This is a genomic window from Ketogulonicigenium vulgare WSH-001, assembly GCF_000223375.1.
Classification (GTDB): Bacteria; Pseudomonadota; Alphaproteobacteria; order Rhodobacterales; family Rhodobacteraceae; genus Ketogulonicigenium; species Ketogulonicigenium vulgare.
Map to the genome: position 1 here is coordinate 1,057,837 of NC_017384.1, position 19,685 is coordinate 1,077,521.

The 19,685-nt window shown below is 60.1% G+C and carries 25 protein-coding genes and 1 tRNA gene; 19 read left to right on the forward strand and 7 right to left on the reverse strand.

Annotated elements, in window-relative coordinates:
• The 4 genes from KVU_RS05255 to KVU_RS05270 all read left to right on the forward strand — a co-directional run bounded on the left by KVU_RS05255 (position 1) and on the right by KVU_RS05270 (position 5,911).
• A complete protein-coding gene (locus KVU_RS05255) occupies positions 1 to 1,848 on the forward strand; it encodes an ABC transporter ATP-binding protein (RefSeq protein ID WP_013384300.1) in 1,848 nt (615 codons plus the stop codon).
• Positions 1,848 to 3,329 (forward strand): amidohydrolase family protein, encoded by a 1,482-nt coding sequence (locus KVU_RS05260; RefSeq protein WP_013384301.1) that lies wholly within the window; start codon positions 1,848 to 1,850, stop codon positions 3,327 to 3,329. Before KVU_RS05255 ends, KVU_RS05260 begins: the two co-directional genes overlap by 1 nt.
• A complete protein-coding gene (locus tag KVU_RS05265) occupies positions 3,329 to 4,234 on the forward strand; it encodes a CobW family GTP-binding protein (RefSeq protein ID WP_013384302.1) in 906 nt (301 codons plus the stop codon). The genes KVU_RS05260 and KVU_RS05265 overlap by 1 nt, the downstream gene beginning before the upstream one ends.
• A 75-nt stretch (positions 4,235 to 4,309) precedes the next feature.
• Positions 4,310 to 5,911 carry an ABC-F family ATP-binding cassette domain-containing protein gene (locus tag KVU_RS05270; protein ID WP_013384303.1) on the forward strand — a complete coding sequence of 534 codons (1,602 nt, stop codon included), beginning with the start codon at positions 4,310 to 4,312 and terminating at the stop codon, positions 5,909 to 5,911.
• On the opposite strand, the gene KVU_RS05275 is transcribed toward KVU_RS05270, so the two are convergent.
• A complete protein-coding gene (locus KVU_RS05275; protein ID WP_013384304.1) occupies positions 5,880 to 6,173 on the reverse strand; it encodes a hypothetical protein in 294 nt (97 codons plus the stop codon). The genes KVU_RS05270 and KVU_RS05275 overlap by 32 nt on opposite strands.
• 99 nt (positions 6,174 to 6,272) lie before the next feature.
• Positions 6,273 to 7,790 (reverse strand): amidohydrolase family protein, encoded by a 1,518-nt coding sequence (locus KVU_RS05280; protein WP_014537730.1) that lies wholly within the window; start codon positions 7,788 to 7,790, stop codon positions 6,273 to 6,275.
• Positions 7,791 to 7,866: 76 nt separating this feature from the next.
• Here KVU_RS05280 and KVU_RS05285 point away from each other — a divergent pair, with 76 nt between their 5' ends.
• A complete protein-coding gene (locus tag KVU_RS05285; RefSeq protein ID WP_013384307.1) occupies positions 7,867 to 8,244 on the forward strand; it encodes a winged helix-turn-helix transcriptional regulator in 378 nt (125 codons plus the stop codon).
• Positions 8,245 to 8,478: 234 nt separating this feature from the next.
• On the opposite strand, the gene KVU_RS05290 is transcribed toward KVU_RS05285, so the two are convergent.
• The gene (locus KVU_RS05290; protein ID WP_162467582.1) at positions 8,479 to 8,787 is read right to left on the reverse strand and encodes a hypothetical protein; all 309 of its coding nucleotides are present in this window, start codon (positions 8,785 to 8,787) and stop codon (positions 8,479 to 8,481) included.
• Here KVU_RS05290 and KVU_RS05295 point away from each other — a divergent pair.
• The 9 genes from KVU_RS05295 to KVU_RS05330 all read left to right on the forward strand — a co-directional run bounded on the left by KVU_RS05295 (position 8,786) and on the right by KVU_RS05330 (position 14,314).
• Positions 8,786 to 9,544, forward strand: coding sequence for a GGDEF domain-containing protein (locus tag KVU_RS05295; RefSeq protein WP_162467583.1), 759 nt, complete (start codon positions 8,786 to 8,788; stop codon positions 9,542 to 9,544). The two genes, KVU_RS05290 and KVU_RS05295, sit on opposite strands and share 2 nt — an antisense overlap.
• Before the next feature lie 210 nt (positions 9,545 to 9,754).
• The gene (locus KVU_RS16110; protein WP_013384310.1) at positions 9,755 to 9,916 is read left to right on the forward strand and encodes a hypothetical protein; all 162 of its coding nucleotides are present in this window, start codon (positions 9,755 to 9,757) and stop codon (positions 9,914 to 9,916) included.
• A gap of 142 nt (positions 9,917 to 10,058) precedes the next feature.
• Positions 10,059 to 10,625: a sigma-70 family RNA polymerase sigma factor gene (locus KVU_RS05300; protein ID WP_013384311.1), complete on the forward strand. Its 567-nt coding sequence runs from the start codon at positions 10,059 to 10,061 to the stop codon at positions 10,623 to 10,625.
• Complete coding sequence (locus KVU_RS05305) at positions 10,622 to 11,311, forward strand: anti-sigma factor (protein WP_065739321.1); 690 nt, start codon at positions 10,622 to 10,624, stop codon at positions 11,309 to 11,311. Before KVU_RS05300 ends, KVU_RS05305 begins: the two co-directional genes overlap by 4 nt.
• 96 nt (positions 11,312 to 11,407) lie before the next feature.
• The gene (locus KVU_RS05310; protein ID WP_013384313.1) at positions 11,408 to 11,965 is read left to right on the forward strand and encodes a fasciclin domain-containing protein; all 558 of its coding nucleotides are present in this window, start codon (positions 11,408 to 11,410) and stop codon (positions 11,963 to 11,965) included.
• A 104-nt stretch (positions 11,966 to 12,069) separates the two neighbouring features.
• Positions 12,070 to 12,831, forward strand: coding sequence for a DUF4394 domain-containing protein (locus KVU_RS05315; protein ID WP_013384314.1), 762 nt, complete (start codon positions 12,070 to 12,072; stop codon positions 12,829 to 12,831).
• A gap of 520 nt (positions 12,832 to 13,351) precedes the next feature.
• On the forward strand, positions 13,352 to 13,534 hold the full coding sequence (locus KVU_RS05320; protein ID WP_013384316.1) for a hypothetical protein: 183 nt from the start codon (positions 13,352 to 13,354) through the stop codon (positions 13,532 to 13,534).
• A 194-nt stretch (positions 13,535 to 13,728) separates the two neighbouring features.
• Complete coding sequence (locus tag KVU_RS05325) at positions 13,729 to 13,935, forward strand: cold-shock protein (RefSeq protein WP_013384317.1); 207 nt, start codon at positions 13,729 to 13,731, stop codon at positions 13,933 to 13,935.
• Between the two features lie 94 nt (positions 13,936 to 14,029).
• Entirely contained in the window at positions 14,030 to 14,314 is a 285-nt protein-coding gene (locus KVU_RS05330) for a DUF982 domain-containing protein (RefSeq protein ID WP_162467584.1), read from the forward strand.
• A gap of 319 nt (positions 14,315 to 14,633) precedes the next feature.
• Here KVU_RS05330 and KVU_RS16115 read toward each other — a convergent pair whose 3' ends face one another.
• Positions 14,634 to 14,810 (reverse strand): hypothetical protein, encoded by a 177-nt coding sequence (locus KVU_RS16115; RefSeq protein WP_013384319.1) that lies wholly within the window; start codon positions 14,808 to 14,810, stop codon positions 14,634 to 14,636.
• A gap of 188 nt (positions 14,811 to 14,998) precedes the next feature.
• Here KVU_RS16115 and KVU_RS05335 point away from each other — a divergent pair, with 188 nt between their 5' ends.
• Both KVU_RS05335 and KVU_RS05340 read left to right on the forward strand, forming a co-directional pair.
• Entirely contained in the window at positions 14,999 to 15,328 is a 330-nt protein-coding gene (locus KVU_RS05335; RefSeq protein WP_014537736.1) for a barstar family protein, read from the forward strand.
• Between the two features lie 120 nt (positions 15,329 to 15,448).
• Entirely contained in the window at positions 15,449 to 15,874 is a 426-nt protein-coding gene (locus KVU_RS05340) for a hypothetical protein (protein WP_044008044.1), read from the forward strand.
• Between the two features lie 316 nt (positions 15,875 to 16,190).
• Here KVU_RS05340 and KVU_RS05350 read toward each other — a convergent pair whose 3' ends face one another.
• The gene (locus tag KVU_RS05350) at positions 16,191 to 16,391 is read right to left on the reverse strand and encodes a hypothetical protein (RefSeq protein ID WP_013384320.1); all 201 of its coding nucleotides are present in this window, start codon (positions 16,389 to 16,391) and stop codon (positions 16,191 to 16,193) included.
• A 282-nt stretch (positions 16,392 to 16,673) separates the two neighbouring features.
• Between KVU_RS05350 and KVU_RS05355 the strand changes: the two genes are divergently transcribed.
• The gene (locus tag KVU_RS05355) at positions 16,674 to 17,471 is read left to right on the forward strand and encodes a 3-keto-disaccharide hydrolase (RefSeq protein ID WP_013384321.1); all 798 of its coding nucleotides are present in this window, start codon (positions 16,674 to 16,676) and stop codon (positions 17,469 to 17,471) included.
• Positions 17,472 to 17,766: 295 nt separating this feature from the next.
• Positions 17,767 to 18,018 carry a tyrosine-type recombinase/integrase gene (locus KVU_RS16355; RefSeq protein WP_257720546.1) on the forward strand — a complete coding sequence of 84 codons (252 nt, stop codon included), beginning with the start codon at positions 17,767 to 17,769 and terminating at the stop codon, positions 18,016 to 18,018.
• A gap of 41 nt (positions 18,019 to 18,059) precedes the next feature.
• Here KVU_RS16355 and KVU_RS05365 read toward each other — a convergent pair.
• Together KVU_RS05365 and ypfJ are read right to left on the reverse strand one after the other, a co-directional pair.
• Positions 18,060 to 18,135: transfer RNA gene (locus KVU_RS05365), tRNA-Val, on the reverse strand.
• Positions 18,136 to 18,176: 41 nt separating this feature from the next.
• Positions 18,177 to 19,010, reverse strand: a complete 834-nt coding sequence (gene ypfJ, locus KVU_RS05370) for a KPN_02809 family neutral zinc metallopeptidase (protein WP_044008163.1) — start codon at positions 19,008 to 19,010, stop codon at positions 18,177 to 18,179.
• Positions 19,011 to 19,148: 138 nt separating this feature from the next.
• On the opposite strand from ypfJ, the gene KVU_RS05375 reads away from it, so the two are divergent.
• Positions 19,149 to 19,616 (forward strand): disulfide bond formation protein B, encoded by a 468-nt coding sequence (locus tag KVU_RS05375; protein WP_013384324.1) that lies wholly within the window; start codon positions 19,149 to 19,151, stop codon positions 19,614 to 19,616.
• Positions 19,617 to 19,685: the final 69 nt, after the last annotated feature.

The following is a 19,685-nucleotide window of genomic DNA, read 5'->3' on the forward strand; positions in this document are numbered from 1 at the left end:
ATGACCACAACTTTCCCCCTTCTTCAGGTGCAGAACCTGACCGTCCGCTTTGACGGATCGCCCAGCCCCGCCGTACGCGACATTTCCCTGCATGTGGATGCGGGCGAGACGCTGGCCATCGTGGGTGAAAGCGGCTCGGGCAAATCGGTGACCTCGATGGCGGTCATGCGCCTGAATGATTTCGCCGGTGGCCATATTGAAAGCGGCACGATCAAACTGCGCCGCCGCGACGGATCGGTGCTGGATATCGATAGCGCCGAACAATCGGTGATGCGCAAAGTGCGCGGCCAAGATATCGCCATGATCTTTCAAGAGCCGATGACATCGCTGAACCCGGTGATGACCATTGGCGATCAATTGGTCGAGGCAATCCGCCTGCATCAGGACAAATCGGTGGCCGAGGCCCGCACCGAGGCCGCGCGCCTTTTGGATCTGGTGCGCATCCCCGGTGCGCGCGCGGCGCTGGCCCGTTATCCGCACGAGTTTTCGGGCGGGATGCGGCAGCGGGCGATGATCTCGATCGCGCTGTCCTGCCGCCCTAGCCTGCTGATCGCGGACGAGCCGACGACCGCGCTGGACGTGACCATTCAGGCGCAGATTCTGGGCCTGATGCGCGATCTGCAAAAGGAAATGGGCATGGGCATGATGTTCATCACCCATGACCTGGGCGTTGTGGCCGAGGTCGCCGACCGCGTCGTCGTGATGCGCCGCGGCGAGTTGGTCGAACAGGCCGGCATTGCCGAGTTGTTCGAGGCGCCAAAGGCCGACTACACCCGCCGCCTGCTGTCCGCCGTTCCGCGTCTTGGCGCAACGCGCGGCACCGACCTGCCGCTGCGCTTTGACCTGATCGAGGAAAAGGCCGACGCGCCAGTGGCCGAGGTCTCTGCGCCGCAGCACGAGGGCGCGCCGATCCTGTCCGCCCGCGAATTGGAGGTCCGCTTCCCGATCAAGGGGGGCCTGATGGGCCGCGTCCAGCGCGAGGTTCATGCGGTCGAAAAGGTCTCGTTCGATCTGTTCCCCGGCGAGACGCTGGCGCTGGTGGGCGAAAGCGGCTCGGGCAAGACGACAACCGGTCGCTCGCTTTTGTCGCTGGCGCCGCGCACGGGCGGCCAGATCCTGTTCGATGGCCAGGCGATCCTGCCGGGCAATACCGCTGGCATGGCCCTGCTGCAGCGCCATATCCAGTTCATCTTTCAGGACCCCTATGCCTCGCTGAACCCGCGGATGCGGATCGGCAAGTCGATCACCGAACCGATGGAAATCAACGGTTTGGCCAGTGGTGCCGAGGCCCGCAAACGCGCCGAGGCGCTGCTGGAACGCGTGGGCCTGCAAGCCGATATGTTCGACCGCTTTCCGCATCAATTCTCGGGCGGGCAGCGCCAGCGTATCTGTATCGCGCGGGCGCTTGCGGCCGAGCCAAAGATCATCATCGCGGATGAAAGCGTCTCGGCGCTGGATGTATCGGTACAGGCGCAGGTGGTGAACCTGCTGCTGGATCTGCAAAAGGAAACCGGCATTGCCATGCTGTTCATCAGCCATGACATGGCGGTGGTCGAACGGGTCAGCCACCGTGTTGCGGTGCTTTATCTGGGGCAGATCGTCGAAATCGGCACCCGCCGTCAGGTGTTCGAGAACCCGCAGCACCCCTATACCCGCCGCCTGCTGTCGGCCGTGCCGATTGCCGAGCCGGGCAAGCGCAAGCCGTTCAATCTGGACATGTCCGAACCCAAAGGCGCGATCCTGCCGGTTGGGGAAACGGTTCCAATGGCACCGTTGGTCGATATCGGCGATGGCCACCGTGTCGCCCGCCATGCGATTGGCGATTTCAAACCCGAGGATGCCGCCTGATGTATGATATCACCCTGCACGGCGGTCGCGTGATCGACCCTGAAACCGGCTTTGACGGCATCGCCGATGTCGGGATCACGGGCGATCGGATCGCCGCCATCGCCCCCGGCCTGCCGCCGGGGCGCGAGGCGGTGGACGCCAGTGGCTGTATCGTCGCCCCGGGCTTTATCGACATTCACGCCCATGGCCAGTCCCTCGCCGCAGACCGGATGCAGGCCTTTGATGGGGTGACAACTTCGCTGGAACTCGAGGTCGGCGTGCTGCCCGTGGCGCGTTGGTACGATGAACAGGCGCAGCGTCCCCGTGCGCTGAACTATGGCGCAGGCGCGGCATGGCTGCTGGCGCGTCAGGTCGTGCTGTCGGGCGCGACGCTGGAAGGCCCCAATATCATGGGCCGCAACCTGCCCAATGACCGCTGGCAACAAAGCACCGCCGAGGGGGATGAGGTCACCGCCATCGTTGACATGGTAGAGGCCGGTATCCATGAGGGCGCGCTGGGGATCGGCGTGCCAAACGGCTATGCCCCCGGCAGCGGCGTCAAGGAAATGGTCGCCCTGTGCGAAATGGCAGGCGCGCATGGCGCGCCGACCTTTACCCATGTCGCCTTTACCGCCGTCCACGACCCCCGCAGCGCGATCGAGGCCTATATCCGCATCATCGGCTATGCCGCCGCGACCGGCGCGCATATGCATATCTGCCACCTGAATTCGTCATCGGGCACAGATATCTTGCAAGCGGTCGAGATATTGAAGCGCGCCCAAGCGGCGGGCCTGCCCATCACGACCGAGGCCTATCCTTACGGGATTTCCTCGACCACCATCACCGCTGCATTCCTGACTGATCCGCAATATATGCGCCGTAATCCAAAAGGTTACAGCTCGATCATGAACCTGGAAGGCAAGCGTTTCGGCACGCAAGAGGCGCTGATCGCAGAGCGGCAACGCGACCCGCGCCAGTTCATCCTGACCGAATATCTGGATGTGGACGAGAACCCCGACCATTCCGCGATGATGGATGCTTCGGTGCTGTATCCGGGCGGGTTGATCGCCTCGGATGCGATGCCATGGATTGCGCCCGATGGCACATTCTATGACGGCGACGCTTGGCCTTTGCCGCGCGATCTGTCGGCGCATCCGCGCTCGTCCGGCACGTTCACGCGTTTCTTGCGCATCTGGGCGCGCGAGCGCGGCGCCGTCGATTGGCCCGAGGCGATTGCGAAATGCGCGCTATATCCCGCGCAACTGCTGGAAAAGATGACACCGGATGGCCATCTGAAAGGCCGTTTGCAGGTTGGAAAATGCGCCGATATCGTGGTCTTTGATCCCGCGACCATCACGGATGGTGCGACATTCACCGATATGACGCGGCCCGCGTCAGGCGTGAAAACGCTGCTGGTGAACGGCGTGTCGCTGATCCGCGATGGTGCGCTGGACGTGGATGCGGCGCCCGGCCGCCCCGTGCGCGGCAAGGTCAGCGCGTAATGGCCCCCACCCCCGTTATCGTCGTCACAGGATTTCTGGGGGCGGGCAAAACCACGCTGATCAACAGCCTGCTGCGCGGCGATCACGGCTTGCGCATCGCGGCGATCGTCAATGATTTCGGCGCGATCAATATTGACGCCGAAATCCTCGGCGATGCGGCGGACGAGGTGCTGGGCCTGAAAAACGGCTGTATCTGCTGTGCGTTGCAGGGTGATTTCCTGCGCGGGCTGCGTCTGATGCTGGCCCAAGACCCCGCACCCGATCTGATCATCGTCGAGGCCAGCGGCGTGGCCGAGCCGCAGGGCATTGTCGAGGTCGTGCAGGACCCGATGCTTTGGGGGGCGGTCTCGCTCGATCTGGTGCTGGGGGTGGTTGACGGCGCTGCGCCCGCGCAGATGCACGATCCGCTGTGGCAGGCGCAGGTGGCGCAATCCGATCTGCTGGTGGTGACCAAGGCCGATCTGGCCGTGGATGACATGCGCGAAAAGCTCGCGCTGATGGCGCGCCTGCCGGTCCTGGATGCACGCGACCCGCTGCCGTTCGACTTGCTGCTGGCGCAACCGCGCCGGGCAAAGGTGCCGCAACCCAAATCCGACCACGGCGCACGATTCACCGCCTTGGAATGGGCGGCCGAGCATCCGATTGATCGCGCCGCTTTCATGGAAATCCTGACCCGCACCGCACCGCAATTGCTGCGCGCCAAGGGCATCTTGCACTTTACCGACCGCCCCGACCGCGCGCTGTTGCTGCAACTGGCAGGGCCGCGCGCCAGCCTGACCCCGTTCAGCGCGCCCACCGCGGGTTGCCAGTTGGTGATGATCGGAGATGCGGACAGCTTTGATCGCGAAGCGGCAAAGGCGACACTTGATCGCGCGCTGCGTGGCACTTATAGTAAGTTGATCTGACAGGAGTATCGCAAAACATGGATTTCACCCTCGCATATCTGAACCCTTTGGCTTCGCTGCGAGACGAGTTGACCCATGTTTGCATCCATCACCCTTTCCCATCTGTCCTTTGCCAAGCCTGACGGCCAAGCGCTTTTCGACAATCTGAACCTGCAATTCGGCGCGCATCGCACCGGACTTGTCGGGCGCAATGGCACCGGCAAGACGACGCTGCTGCGCCTGATCGCGGGCGAGGTTGCACCCAAATCCGGACAGATCCAACGCCCGCGCACCATTGGCTATCTGCGCCAAGAAGTCGCTGAGACCCCCGGTCAAACCATCGCGGACCTCTTTGGCGCGCGCGATATGCTGGCACGGCTGGATCGTGCGGCAGCGGGCCTTGCGACGCTTGAGGATCTGACCGAGATTGATTGGACGCAAGAGGATCGGCTGGCGGATGCGCTGGCGCAAGCGGGTCTGGATTGCGCGCCAATGACGCCTCTGGCTGCGCTTTCAGGCGGGCAGCGCACCCGCGCGGCGCTGGCGGCACAGATCTTTGCCGCGCCCGATATGCTGCTGCTGGATGAGCCGACCAACAACCTCGATACCGATGGTCGTGCGGCGGTCGTGCAGATGCTGCGCCACTGGTCCGGCGGCGCGATCGTGGTCAGCCATGACCGGCTGCTGCTGGAGGAAATGGACGCGATTGTCGAACTCTCCAGCCTCGGCGCGACCACATTTGGCGGCAATTACAGCGCTTACCGCGCGATGAAGGACCATGCCCTCGCCGCCGCCGCGCGCGGCCTTGCCCATGCCGAAAAGGCCCAGGACGAAGCCGCCCAACGCGCCCAGCAAGCGGCCGAGCGGAAGGCCCGCAAGGATAGCGCGGGTCGCGCGGCGCGCGGCAAGGGTGATGCGCCAAAGATCATGCTGGACGCCGCCAAAGGCCGTTCTGAGGCCTCGGGCGGTGCGGGTGCCCGTCTGCGCGAGGCCCGCGCCGCCGCTGCAGATGAGGCATTAACTGCAGCGCGCAGCGTGATCGAAGTGCTGCAACCCATCGCGATGGACATCCCGCGCACCGGTCTTGCCGCGGGTAAAGTGGTGTTGCGTCTGGCGGATGTGACCGGCGGCTATGGCGCCGCCCCGATCATTCGCAGCTTTTCCCTGACCTTGACCGGCCCGCAACGTATCGCGATTACAGGACCAAATGGCAGCGGCAAGACGACATTACTAAAACTGATCACCGGGGCAATCGCGCCGCAATCGGGTCAAATCGAGCGGATGGTGCCCTTTGCTTACCTCGATCAGCACGCCTATGCCTTGCAGCCCGACCAGACCCTTGCTGAAAATTTCGCCCGGCTGAACCCGGCGGTCGATGCCGAGGGGCGTCACAGCGCCCTCGCCCGGTTCGGCTTTCGCGGAAGCGCGTCCCAGCGCCGCGCACGTGATCTCAGCGGCGGAGAGCGTCTGCGCGCCGCGCTCGCCTGCGCCATGGGCGGCCGTCCGGTGCCTCAATTGCTGATCTTGGATGAGCCGACCAATCACCTCGATCTGGACGGTATCGCGGCGCTGGAACAGGCCTTGGCGGATTATGACGGCGCGATCATTGCAACCAGCCACGATCCGTCCTTTTTGGCGGCGCTGCGGGCAGATGATCAGATCGCGATCAATTCCCTGCCGCAGGAAAAGCCAGCGTGATTTCAGCGGTTTGCGCTTGTTTGTCATAGATGCAGACATAGCGGTCTAGCCCTGCATCGGTCTGCTGATAGACAATCGCCGCGCCATATTTTTCCGAACCAAAGGGGTTCACCTCGACCAGGATCTGGCCATCCTCGGGCGCAAGCGCCGCGCAAGCCGTTTGGACATCGGCGCGGAACTGGTCCCACGCCTCCTCGGTCGCGGCGCTGGCGGCAAAGGGGATCAGGGCGCAAAGCGCGAGCGTAGAGATCAGACGGGTCATATGTATCTCCGCAGTAAACCTGCACCGATCAGGCGCGGATTGCGCGGCAATAGCAAGGGGCGGCGCGAAGGCCGCCCCTTTTTCGGCTGCGACCAGCCGTTAGTCGAACAGCGGCACCTCTACGCCCGCTGCCTCGAACAGGTAATCGCGCGAAGCGATGATCTGATCGCGCAGCGCCGCGATATCCTGACCGATCAATGCGCCTTGCCATTTCTTGATCTGGCCGGCGACCAGCACGGTTTCCACGTTCGAACGCTCCATCAGCGTCACGACGGCGCCGGGGGCGTTGTTCAGCGGTGCGACGTTCAAGGCGGTGGCGTCCAGCAGGATGATATCCGCCTCTTTGCCGGGGGTCAGCGAGCCGGTTTTGTGATCCAGACGCAGGCCTTTCGCGCCATTGATCGTCGCAAATTCCAGCACTTCGCGCACCGACAGCAGGGCCGGAGCATTTTCAGGGCCGTTTTCCAGCGCCGCTTGGTTCGCCAGCGCCCGCTGCCATGTGATCGCGCTGCGCATTTGGGTAAAGAAATCGGCGGTCATCGTGCATTCCACATCGACCGACAGCGAGGGTGCCATCCCCATATCAATCGCCTTTTGAATGGGCGGCTGGCCGTGGCGCATCTGCATTTCAATCGGCACCGACAGCGAGATATGCGCCCCCACATCGCGCGCCCGCTCCCATGCCGCATCCGACATGCCGGTCATATGGATGAACAAATGTTTATCGGTGTAATGCGGGATCAGGTTGTCCATCACCTCGCGCATCCCAAGGCTGCCCACGACATGCAGGCCGACCATCAGATCCAGCTCTTTGCCCATGTTCCACAGATCAAGCGGATTGACGTTCGGCAAATAGGCCTCGCCGCCCATCAGCATGGTCAACAGTTGGTCGTCCGAGCCGAAATATTCGTTGCGAATACGGCGGGCGTCCTGCGGATATTGCAGATCATCGCCGTAGCCCTCGAAATAGCCGAACACGCCGCGGCGGCCAACCGCGCGCATCCCCTCGATCACCGCGTTGGAATGTTCGGGCGAGTGGTGAATTTGCGAGACGTCAAGAACGGTTGTGACACCCGCATCAAGCTGGCTGAGGCCGCCGAACAACTGCGCGATATAGACATCTTGCGGACGGTAAACCATCGAGAATTTGCCAAGGATGTCATCAAGATAGTTCGGCTCGCCCTCGCGCGTGGGGTCGGCGAACATGATGCCGTTGGGCAGATAGGAACGCAGGCTAGTTTCAAACTGGTGGTGGTGCGTGTCAATGAATCCGGGCATGACCACACGGCCCGCAGCCTCGATCACGGTGGCATCAGGCGCGTCGATCTGGGGCGCGACTTGCAAGATCTTGCTGCCCTCGATCAGCACGTCACCGATGAAATCGCCGACTGACGCGTCCTGGCTGAGGATATAGCCGCCCTTGATCAGTGTCTTGCGGCCCGCCTCGCCCACGCCAACAGGCAGGGCCTGCGCCTTTGCGGCACGCGTCATAAAGGCCGGCAGGAACGCCGCGCCCGCCGCTGACGCCATTGCGCCACGCAAAAAGCTACGGCGCGAGGGGGTCATTTTGCGGGTCTGCGGATGCAGGTTCAACCCGCCTTTGCAAAGCTCACACATTCAGTTATCTCCTTAACGAACTTTTCGTTCCTTGGTTACATAAAGGATGCGAAAAACACCTCAAGGAGGCACATTTATGAAGCTAGGGAACATGTCTGTGCCCGGTGATTGCGAACGGATTTCCCCGATTCTGGGCATCGTTGGCAATAAATGGACGGTTTTGGTGGTGCTGGTGCTATCCGCCGGCCCGCTGCGCTATAACCAGATGCGGCGCGAGATTGAGTCGATCTCGCAGCGGATGCTGACGGTGACGTTGCGCGGGCTGGAACGCGACGGCATGGTCTGGCGCCGCGTCACGGGCGATCGCAACCTGCCGCAGGTGGAATATGGGCTGACGCCGCTGGGGCACTCACTGGTGCAGCCGCTTTACACATTGTGTCACTGGTCGGCGCATCATGTGGATGAGATCGAGGCAAGCCGCCGCAAGTTTGCCGCACAAGATGCCGACGCCTGAGCCTGCCACATTGGTATCGGGGTCAATCCATCGCAGGATTTGTGGCTTTTTCGCCGCGCTGCAAGCAAATCGTGCCTTTTAATTCCTAAGAGAGTACAGCACAGCGATCAGCGCAGTCATAGTTGCGCATCTTAAAAACCGGACGATCAAAGTGCTGGATTTCGCCACCCTTTATGCAATCATACTACTGAATTCACTTAGTTTTATTTTTGTGTGGGCGATTTTTGTCACCTCTTACCCGACAATGGTCGCCGCGCGATACTGGCTGCTTGCCTTAACACTTACCGGCGCAAGCGGTCTGGCGCTGATGGCAAGCGATGCCTTTGCGCCGCTGGGCACACTCGCCTTGACCATGGTCTGCGCCGGGTTTTGCATGATGTGGCTGGGGATGCGCGTGTTTTTGGGGCTGCCGCCGCGCTGGACACAGGCCGCAGGAATTGTCGTGACGACGCTCTTGTTCCTGATTGTTTTTTCCGGACAGCAACGCGCGGTGAACGTGATCTCGGCGATCTCGCAGGTGATGCCGGTTTCAGCCGCCATCATGACAATCTCCAAATCGGGCCAACGGACCAGCGGGGCGCTGACCAGCAATGGCGCCGGCTATCTGATCCTTGCAGGTCAGGGCAGCGAGGCGCTCTCAAACCTGCTGCGACTGACAGGCCATCTTGAGGATGCGGCCTATTATACGGCCGCACCGCTGTTCCTTGTCGCGACTATCATTGGGGGCACGATCTGGAATCTTGGCTTTGTGCTGATGGTGACGGATCGTTTCCGCAGCGATCTAGACGCGATCGCCAAAACGGATGAGCTGACAGGCCTGCTTAATCGCCGCGCCCTGCGCGAGATTATGGCTGCATTCGACGCCAGCCCGCGCGCGCATCAGAAAATGGCGATCATGATGGCCGATTTGGATAAGTTCAAAGCGATCAACGATACCTATAGCCATGCCGCCGGAGACGCCGCCCTGGCCCATATCAGCGCGGTTATCCGTAAAGTTTTGCGGCGCGAGGATATTATCGCCCGCTTTGGCGGTGACGAATTCTGCATCCTGCTGCCCGGCCGATCACGCGACGAGGCCCGGGCCGTCGCGGATAGGATTGCGCAAGCTGTTGCGCAAAACCCGTTGATCTGGAATGAAAATGTGATCTATCTGCGCATGACTTTCGGCTTTAGCGCCTGGGATATGCAGACTGCCAAAACGCTTACAGACATGATCGCCGAGGCTGACGCTGCGCTGTTGCAAATGAAACGCGGTGCGGCAAGGCCCCCCATCGCGGCGACCCCGCAGCGCCCTGACTGACGGTTATCAGGACCTGCGCAAAGTCTTTTGTGGCTTTTCCCACGGCGCGCATTGGAAAACACCACAAATGGCCTGTTTTCTGACCATTTTCACTGCGCAGCACAACATCTAGAAAATTTTATGATGCGAATGAGGTCAGCCGTGCTAGCCTGAAATCAAAGCAACTGGAGTTAAATCATGCTCAGGTATCGCTTTAAGGCGCACAGTCGTGTGGATGGGACCTTGCTGGACGAGGGCGTGATTGATGACGCGCTTGGCGACGGCGTGAATGAAACAGCGTTCATTTTACGACAGGCCCTGGTCCTGTCGCATCCGATGGCAAAGAAACTGCTTTTGGATGATATCGCGATCGAGCTGAGCTGCAATTGCTGATCCTGTGCCCCGTCATGACGCAAAGGTGCTGATCAGCGCCAGCACCCAAATAAGGGCCGCTCAAACCCTATGATACGCGATAGGATGGGTTGCTTCATTTGTCGCTTGCCCGCATGCTGATCACAGCACCTCGGGAGGGTTCATGCCACGCACGCAAGCACAGGCAGACGCGCAGGCGGATATTGAAAAGCTGATCATGAACGTCGCTTTGCGCGATCGTGATGCGTTTGACAGGCTTTATGCAGCAACCTCGGCGAAACTTTTTGGCACTTGCCTGCGTGTCTTGAAAAGCAGGTCAGAGGCCGAGGATGCCGTGCAGGAAATTTATGTGAAAATCTGGCTGAAAGCGGATCGCTTTGCTGTGACACAGCAAAGCCCGATGTCTTGGCTGATCGCGGTTGCGCGCTATCACGCGATTGACCGCCTGCGGTTGCGGCGCGATGCCACCGGTGCGCTGGATGATGCCGCAATGGATGTGCGCGACCCCGCCAAAGGTCCCGAGGCTGCAACGGTTGCCGCGGGCGAGCGGCGACAGCTTTACGGCTGTCTGGATGAGCTGGAGACGGATCGCGCCAATGCGGTGCGCGCCGCCTATCTGGATGGCGACAGCTATGCCGATCTTGCCGCGCGCCATTCTGTCCCTCTCAATACGATGCGAACATGGCTGCGGCGCAGCCTGATGCGACTGAAGGAGTGCATGCAGCGATGAGCGGCACCGACATCATTCATGAGGACAGCGACGACATCCTCGCCGCAGAATTTGCTTTGGGCGTTTTGCCTGATGATCAGCGGGCCGAACTGGCGCGGCGCGTGGAAATCGACCTGCCCTTTGCACGGCTTGTGGCGCAGTGGGAGGAGCGGCTTGACCCGCTCTCAACCGAATTTGCGCCGGAACATCTGCCGCCTGCGGTCAAACGCGCCATTGATCAGCGGCTGTTTGGTGCGCGACCCGCGCGGCGTGGATTTTGGGATAGCTTGCTGTTGTGGCGCGGGCTTGCGGGCGCGGCAACCGCCGCGTTCATCGTTGCGCTGGCGCTGCCAGCCCTACAACCTGTCCCCGAACGGCTGGCCGGATCGCTGACGGCAGAGGGCACTAGCGTCACCTATCTGGCCGTCTATGATTCCGCGACGGGCGAGGTCAGCCTTGCGCACCTCAGCGGCGATGCGGTCGAGGGACATGCCTTTCAACTCTGGGTCGCGCGCGGCGACGAGGCGCCGACCTCGCTTGGCGTTATTCCGGCGGCGGTCTCGACCCGTGTGGCGGTGGATGCGGCGACGCGCGCCCTGATGACCAGCGCGGCGCATATGGCCATCAGTCTCGAGCCGCCGGGCGGATCACCCACGGGCCTGCCGACCGGCCCGGTGCTGGCGGTCGGCGACCTGCTGGACATTTAATTTGAAAATATTTGCGGCGCGCTGAAACTTTCCCGCGCCGCCATCGTGTCTTCCCATGTTCCCCGACAATCGGGCGAACTTCTGGGAGGAAGTCAGATGAAGATGTTTACCAAAGCCGTCTTCGCAGGATGCTTTGCGCTGGCAACAGCGGGTGCAGCCTCGGCTCAAGATAATCCCATGGTTGGCGGCGCGGCGATGTTCGCCGACAAGAACATCGTTGAAAACGCGGTGAACTCTGCCGATCATACCACGCTGGTTGCCGCCGTTCAGGCCGCTGGTCTGGTCGAGACGCTACAGGGCGACGGGCCGTTCACCGTCTTTGCACCGACAAACGAAGCCTTTGCCGCCCTGCCCGCTGGCACGGTCGACACGCTGCTGATGCCTGAAAACAAAGATATGCTGGTCCAGATCCTGACCTGTCATGTCGTCGGCGCTGCCGCAATGGCCGCAGATGTCTCGCAGATGATCGCGGACGGCAGCGGCGAACATGTCATCGACACGCTGGGCGGCTGCAAGCTGACGGCACGCGTTGATGGCGACATGATCACCCTGACAGATGAGACCGGCGGTGTCGCACATGTGACCATCGCCGATGTCGTGCAATCGAATGGCGTCATCCACGTCATCGACAAAGTTCTGATGCCCGCCGCCTAGGCACGCATCATGACGAACCGGACCTGCGCGGTCTTTGTCCCTCCCGCGTGGGTCCGGCTTTAAACGCCGGTCACGGCAAACCCCAATCAAAGAAGGAAATTCCCATGTTTGCGATGAAATCCACGGCAGCCGCGCTGATGCTCTCGGCCTTCGCCCTGCCCGCGATGGCGGCCACTGTTGTTGGCCTTTCGGACGAGAATGAACTGCATTGGCTGGATACCGAAAGCTGGACCCATACCGGCAGCGTGACGGTCTCGGGTGTCGAGGGCCGCTTGCTGGGCATTGATGTGCGTCCGGCGGATGGCATGCTCTATGGCGCCTTTGCCGACGGCACGCTGGCGACGATCGATGCTGAGACCGGCGTTGCAACCCCGGTCAGCACGATGACGACCACGCTGGCCGAAGGTGTGTCGGCCACGGTCGATTTTAACCCGGTCGCCGACCGCCTGCGCGTCATGGGCAGCGACGGCACCAGCCTGCGCGTCAATGTCGAAACCGGCGAAGTCACGGTTGACGGCAGCCATGCCTATGCCGACGGCACCACGCCAAATATCATCGCAGGTGCTTATACCAACTCTTACGCGGGCACCGAGGCGACGCAGCTGTTCAATATCGACGGCGCGGCGGGCTGGCTGGTGCTGCAGGACCCGCCGAATGACGGCACGCTGACCGCAATCGGCAGCATCGGCGTCATGCCGACCGAAGCCGGTTTCGACATCATGTCCGACGGCATGGGCGGCAACGAGGCCTGGCTGGTCGTTGATGGCGGCTTCCATTCGGTGAACCTCGAGACCGGCGAGACCACCGAAGTCGGCATGATCGAGGGCGCGAATGTGCGCGACATCGCCATTTTGCCGGCAATGTAACACGCCCGTTTTCGGCGCGGAGAACTGCCGCGCCGAAAACCACGCCGCATTGGCGCAGCCAAGCGCTTTGCCCGCAACGATCGCATTGCAAACGCGTGTGGATGCGGCGACGCGATGCCCTACGCGGGTTTCATCCCCCGTTTGACTGATCTTGCCGCACCCTCAGAATAATGGTCCAAAGTGCCGGGGCTGTGCCGTCCATTATGGCACTGGATATTGGCCAAATCCGTGGAATCCGCATCCGCAGCACTGACAAAATCACCGCCTATTGTCCGCTCGATCACGCCCAAACGACATTAATTCGCATTATTCCTTTGACTTTGACACATACAGCCCCCATCTAACTGTTAGGCCGCATCTGCATAAAGATCCATTCGGGCCATATCAGTCAGCGAAACGGCTGCTTAATCCGTCTAAATCGTAGATATGTGAACTTATTCATGACCTGTTCTTGCCGCGCAATGATGTGATGGGAACGGGCAATTTGGCTTGATTATAAATTCGGAAGAAAGGATCCTCCATGGGATACTCGACCCCTAAGAAGCCATTCGATTTGACTGCATTTCTGAATGAACCCGCGAAAAAGTCCATGAAACGCAAGCGTATCTGGACAAGCTATACCAGAACGAATCAACGCGTTGAAACCGACGAAACCACCGAAACCGTGGCGGATGCCCCGGCAAATGATGATGTTAAGGAATAAATAATCCTATAGTTATCATGCTGTTAGCACGATTTCACGAGAACCCAATATTTAGCGCTCGCTTCTTCAAATATATACAATATATTGGCGGAGCATTATCTGTTGGTCGGCCTGTTGCTTCTGGCTCAGCTCCTCTTCTCAGCTTTGCCAGGTCGCTGCACCACGTGGGCGACATATCTCTCAGGAACATCAAAATGGCTAACGGCACCGTTAAATGGTTTAACGCAACCAAAGGTTTCGGCTTTATCGCGCCCGAAAGCGGCTCGAAAGATGTATTCGTGCACATTTCTTCCATGCAGCGCTCGGGCATTTCCGACCTTGCTGATGGTCAGAAAGTCTCGTTCGACATCGAAGAAGGCCGTGACGGCCGCGAAAACGCGATCAACATTACTCTCGCTTAATTCATTTTAATCGAGAGCAATGAGTGGGGGCGAATGGTGGTTCGCCCCCACTATTTATTTTACAGGAGCAAAGTATCGTATGATAGAAATTCACATGGGTTCACCCATCACACTTCAGCACCCGACTTCGGGAAGCAGAATAAAAGTCACGACATTCGAGCAGGCGCTATATTTGCTTGAACGAAAATGGCCAAATAACGACTTTAACCGCGCGAATGCGGTATCCGTTATTTCATCGGCCCTCGATTGTATCGGCAGCATTATCGGCGCCCGTCACGCATTTATCACTGCGGCACGTACCGCAGGTTACAATGACGAACAGGACCTGCGCATTTTGCCGCCCGCCGCGCCCGCAGCTTTTGCGCGCTCGGCAGACTAACCCTCCCCTCCCCTTTTTTCGACTGGCCCATGATCAGGTGTGGCGCGTCATCCACGGTCAGCATCCCGAGGGATGTCCACGTCATCCATGCGCTTGCGTGTTTGGTCATCGGCTTCTGCCTGCTTCGCCCGCTCCTCCACACGCCCCGCGCGCCGATGACCATCCCGATCAGCCAATCCACCGGGTGGCCCAGCGCCTGCGGCGGGCGATGTGCTACCGCACCACCTGCAACGCGAGCGGTAGCGCTCCGACTCCCTGCGCGACCGCCTCGATCACCGTGGGATCTTCGGTCGTCGCATGCATCCAATCAGGCGACGCATCACGCGCAACCAGCCGGGCTCCCTGCCAGAATGGGCAGCACCACCGGATCACCACCGTCCCGCATCGTCACCCGCACATTACCCTGCCCCAGCCGCATAGAGCGCACGCGGGACATGCGGCAGATCATCTGTGGCGAGGGCGTGATGCTGGCGGCATTGGATGCCGGGCTGACCATGCCAATGGCATGGTTCTGAAAGGCGCCTTCCGTGGTGACTCCTCACATGAGCATGGAGCAAAAGAAAACCCGCCTCAAAGAGCGGGTTGAGGTTGAATTAATGCTTGGATGACTGTCAGCTATGTGGACGAAGCTGTGGGCAGAGCATTATTCTCGTACTGACGAAGATGGCTCTGGAGGGGTGCTAGTTGTTAAGGAAAGTCGCAATCGACTGCCTCGCAATCCAAGATTGGGAAACATTCCATGATGCGTTCGAGCAGGCATTTGGGTTCCCGGGGTGGTATGGTCGGAACCTAAATGCGTGGATCGACTGCATGACCCATCTGGATGAAGATGGCATGTCAGATTTCAAGGCCTTGCCAGATGAGATCGTGATCCTTGAACTGTCAAATGCAAACGAACTGAAGCGCATCGCCCCGGATATTTTGACGGCGACCTTAGAGATGACAGCCTTCTGTAATTGGCGCCGCGCTGAGAGGGGCGATCCTCCTCTACTGCTTGTGTCTTGTTACGCGTAACTGATGAGCCTCTGATGGCGGCACAGTCGGCAATGAGCTCTTTGCAACATATGTGCGGATGTATCTAACGCTGGTACCAATAGTGATCTGGCGGTGAATCCCCCCTTCAAGGAGTATGCAATGGGCAGCCAACTATTTGTCGCAGGCTTTCATCGCGGAAAGGCTGCCGGACTGCCCGTAGCAGATGCGCTTGCAGTCTTCGGACTGACCGAGGCGGATGAGAGCAAGGGAGCATATCTGCTTCCATGCGACGTCACGCTCGAGATGAGCACATGGATAGAAGACAATTGTCTAACAACGCTTTGCATTGATAGACCCACTGATAATGACCGCCTCTATTCGGAGATTTTCTTACTCCTGAGTAAAGGCCCCTACGTTGCCTTCGTTCCCGACGGCCCTTTAGCCACCGCCCAGCTCGAGGTTAAAAATCACCTACCTGAAACGATGCAGGAGGGATTTGGGCCACTGGTAAATGTTACCAGTGCAAGCGCGCTGAGGTCTACGCTGTCCGACGGGCAGCTTCGGGTTCAAAGCGTCTCATCGTAGTTTTCAACCTCGGGCCATGCCACAACCTCAACCGCCTCATACCCTTCGAGCACATCCATGCCCGGATAGGCGGGGATCGCGAAGGCGCCGGCGTCCGCGGTTTCGCGCGGCTCGGCCCAGCGGGCGGTGACGCGGGCCTCGGGCGCGACCTATGCCCGTCACGGTATTCCGGCAGGCCCGTCACCAGCGCGGCGGCAGCGGCTGCGCCCGTCCAATATGTCGGCATCATTGTTTCCTCGGCCCAAGGACTTTGTAAGGGCATGTGGGGCAGCTGCGCCGCCAAGCCGTTGCGACGGGTGAGACAGCCCTTGATCATTTAGCGGGTCATATCATCGGGTTCGGATGCTGGCGCCAGCACCTCGTAAATGCCCCCGAACCACGACCAATTGTTGCCCTGCCCCCCCCGGCGCAGCGACCACAACACCAGTCGGTCGAAGCTGGCGAAGGGTGCAGCGGCCAGAGCTGCTGTGTCCGTGCCCTCGATGCGCATATTGGCATCTGCAAGGCGCCCGCACATGATGCTGCCCCCCTGTGGGCAAGATCCTACACATCTCAGGTGCATACTCATAATTTTCTCGCGGACCGCTCTTTGATGCGGTGGCGAAAGGGAGATCTAATGTTTGGCATCACTCAAAACAAATCATCGTAGATTTTGATCACATTAACCTTCGCTTGATATCTCCTAAGCAGGTCGAACTGGCGACATTCTGCTGCTACAGTTAGCGCCAACACTTAGCGTTCCTCCGCCTTCACCCTGCGGTGTTAACCTTACGTCGAATCATGGGAGGAACATGTTTTGATGATCAAAATTCTGACTTACGCGGCCGCCGCCACATCTGCTGTCGCGCTTCTCACCGGTGGCGCTTTCGCGCAACAACCCGCCCAGTCACCAGAAGCCTCTGCCGAGGCGCTCAGTGAGGTGCCATCGCGCGTGCAGGCACATGTGAGTGAAATCTGGGAACCTGTGCCGCGAACGGTTGCGACACCCGAGGATGCTCCGCCCTCTGATGCAATCGTTCTGTTCGACGGCACCTCGATGGATAGCTGGATTATGGCGGCTGAAGACGGTGGGCCAGCGAACTGGCCGGTCAGCGACGGCATTGTCTCCGTTGGATCAGGAGACATCGTGACTGCCGATAGTTTTTGCGATGTTCAGCTTCACATCGAATGGCGGACCCCTGCAGAGATCGAAGGCTTTGATGGCCAGGACCGCGGCAACAGCGGCATCATGTTCCACCGACAATATGAAGTGCAAGTGCTCGATAGCGTCGACAACTTGACCTACGTTAATGGCCAAGCAGCGTCGATCTACAAGCAGCACCCGCCCCTTGTGAACGCCTCGCGCGGGCCGGGTGAATGGCAGACCTATGATATCGTATTCGAATCCCCGATCTTTGCCGAGGACGGCCGCCTGCGAAAGCCTGCCTATATGACTGTGTTCCATAACGGCGTTCTGGTGCAAAACCATGCCGAACTGGCTGGCGTCACCGAATACATTGGTTATCCGACCTATTCGCCGCATGACTGCGGCCCGATCCTGCTGCAGGACCACAATGCGGACGTATCATACCGCAACATCTGGCTACGACCGCTCTAGCAGAATGTATTTACCGCGTTTTACCTAAGGGACCGGCATCCGATGCCGGTCTTTATTTGTCTATCGGCGGAGGCCGAGCCACATGTGAAGCGGGTGTAACCACCGCAACGCGCGTCGGGGCTATTACCTGGGATCGCGTGGACCTCGCTCGCGCTCAGATCGACCTGCGCATTGATGCCAAAGGGTCACGAAAGGGTCGCGCAGTGACTTCCATCAACGGCTTGTCGTGCGCGGCCCTGGTTTCCACGAAAAGGCAGCGCTTTCGGCCTTTGTCATCGCATGATCTCGCGGCGGTGTGAATTCGATCAATAAGGGATTTTCAGTGATGGTCGGCTGCGCCGGTCTTACCGATGTATCGCCCCATGTCCTGCGACATACAGCGGCCGTGCACATGGTTGCCGGAGGCATTCCCATGAGCAAGGTGAGCCAATATTTCGGCCACTCGAACACGATCATCACCAAGCGCGTGTATGGCAGATTTGCGCCAGATCACCTGCGTGTTGCAGCGGGTATTCTGAACTTTGGTGGAGTACATAAGGTTCAATGAACTGTCGATATCTTCGCAAATATCACGCAAGTCATTGAAAATGGTGGGCGGTGAGGGACTCGAACCCCCGACATCTTCGGTGTAAACGAAGCGCTCTACCAACTGAGCTAACCGCCCGCCGAGGGCCGATCTAGCGGATAGATCGGCCGCTCGCAAGGCTAGTTTGCAAAAGTATTACAGCTTTCTAGCGTCCCGGCCTCATAACCTGTGGTAAACCACTGCTGGCGGGCGGCGGCGCTGCCGTGGGTAAAGCTGTCGGGGCGCACGGCCTGCCCTGCGGCGCCTTGCAGCACGTCATCGCCAATGCGCGCGGCGGCATTCATCGCCTCGGCCACATCGCCCACTTCGATGGTGCCAAGACTGGTTTCAGCATGGGCGGCCCAGATACCGGCAAAGCAGTCGGCCTGCAGCTCGACCATCACCGAAACTGCATTCGCATCCGCCTGCCCCATTTGCGCGCGGGCGGCATTGGTCTGGTCCAGCACGCCCAGCAGGTCCTGCACATGGTGGCCGACCTCATGCGCGATGACATAGGCCGCCGCGAAATCGCCCGTCGCCCCCAACTGCTGCGCCAGCACGTTGAAGAAATCGGTATCAAGGTAAATGCTCTGGTCGGTCGGGCAATAGAACGGGCCAGTCGCGGCACTGGCACCGCCGCAGGCGCTTTGGCTTGCGCGCGAAAACAGCACCATCGTCGCGGGCTGATAGGCGGTGCCAAGCTGGTCTTGGAAAATCTGCGCCCAGACCTCCTCGGTATCGGCGAGGGTCACGGCGGCGAAATCGCCTGCCGCCTCCTCTTGCGCGGAGAGATCGCGCGGCTGGCTGCTGGTGCCGCCCTGATCTTGCAACAGCGGGGTCAGATCGATCCCCAGAAAATAGCCGACCACCACAATGGCCAACACACCAATACTGCCACCGCCGATGACAGCGCCGCCACCGCTGCGGCGGCGGTCTTGCACATTACGGCTTTGACGACGACCCTGCCATTTCATGGCTTTGCCCTCCAGATTCCCTAACCCCATCATAACCACGCCTGCGTGATAATACACATAGAGCTATTGCCATTTGATTTTATGCGTTGTTCGTGGCGACATAGCGCGCATCTTGCGGCACATCATCCCGAGGCTCTCATGACCCTTAACCGCCTTATCCTGATCGCGACGACCGGTTCGGTCGCGCTGATTGCAGGCGCTTTGTTCTTCCAATCGATCGGTTACGCACCCTGTGCGATGTGCCACTGGCAACGTTGGCCGCATTATACCGCGATCGTCATCGGCATCATCGCCCTGCTGTTGCCGCAGACAACCGCAAAGCGGGTTTTCGCTGGCCTTGGGGCGCTGGCGGCGCTGACCACCTCGGGCATCGGCTTTTTCCACGCCGGGGTCGAGCTGAAATGGTGGCCGGGCCCCCAAAGCTGCACCGGCTCGGGTCTGGGCGGCCTCAGCGGCGGCGACCTTTTGTCGATGGACGGGCCACGCATTATTATGTGCGACCAAGTCTCTTGGGCGTTCATGGGGATCTCGATGGCGGGCTGGAACGCGATTATTTCGCTGTTCATCGCAATGATCTGGCTGCGCGCTGCAATCAAAGGCCGCTAAGGGGCTTCCTTCATTGCGAAACCACACGCCAAGGTGCTATAGCTGTCAGACGATAATAACGGCAGCAGG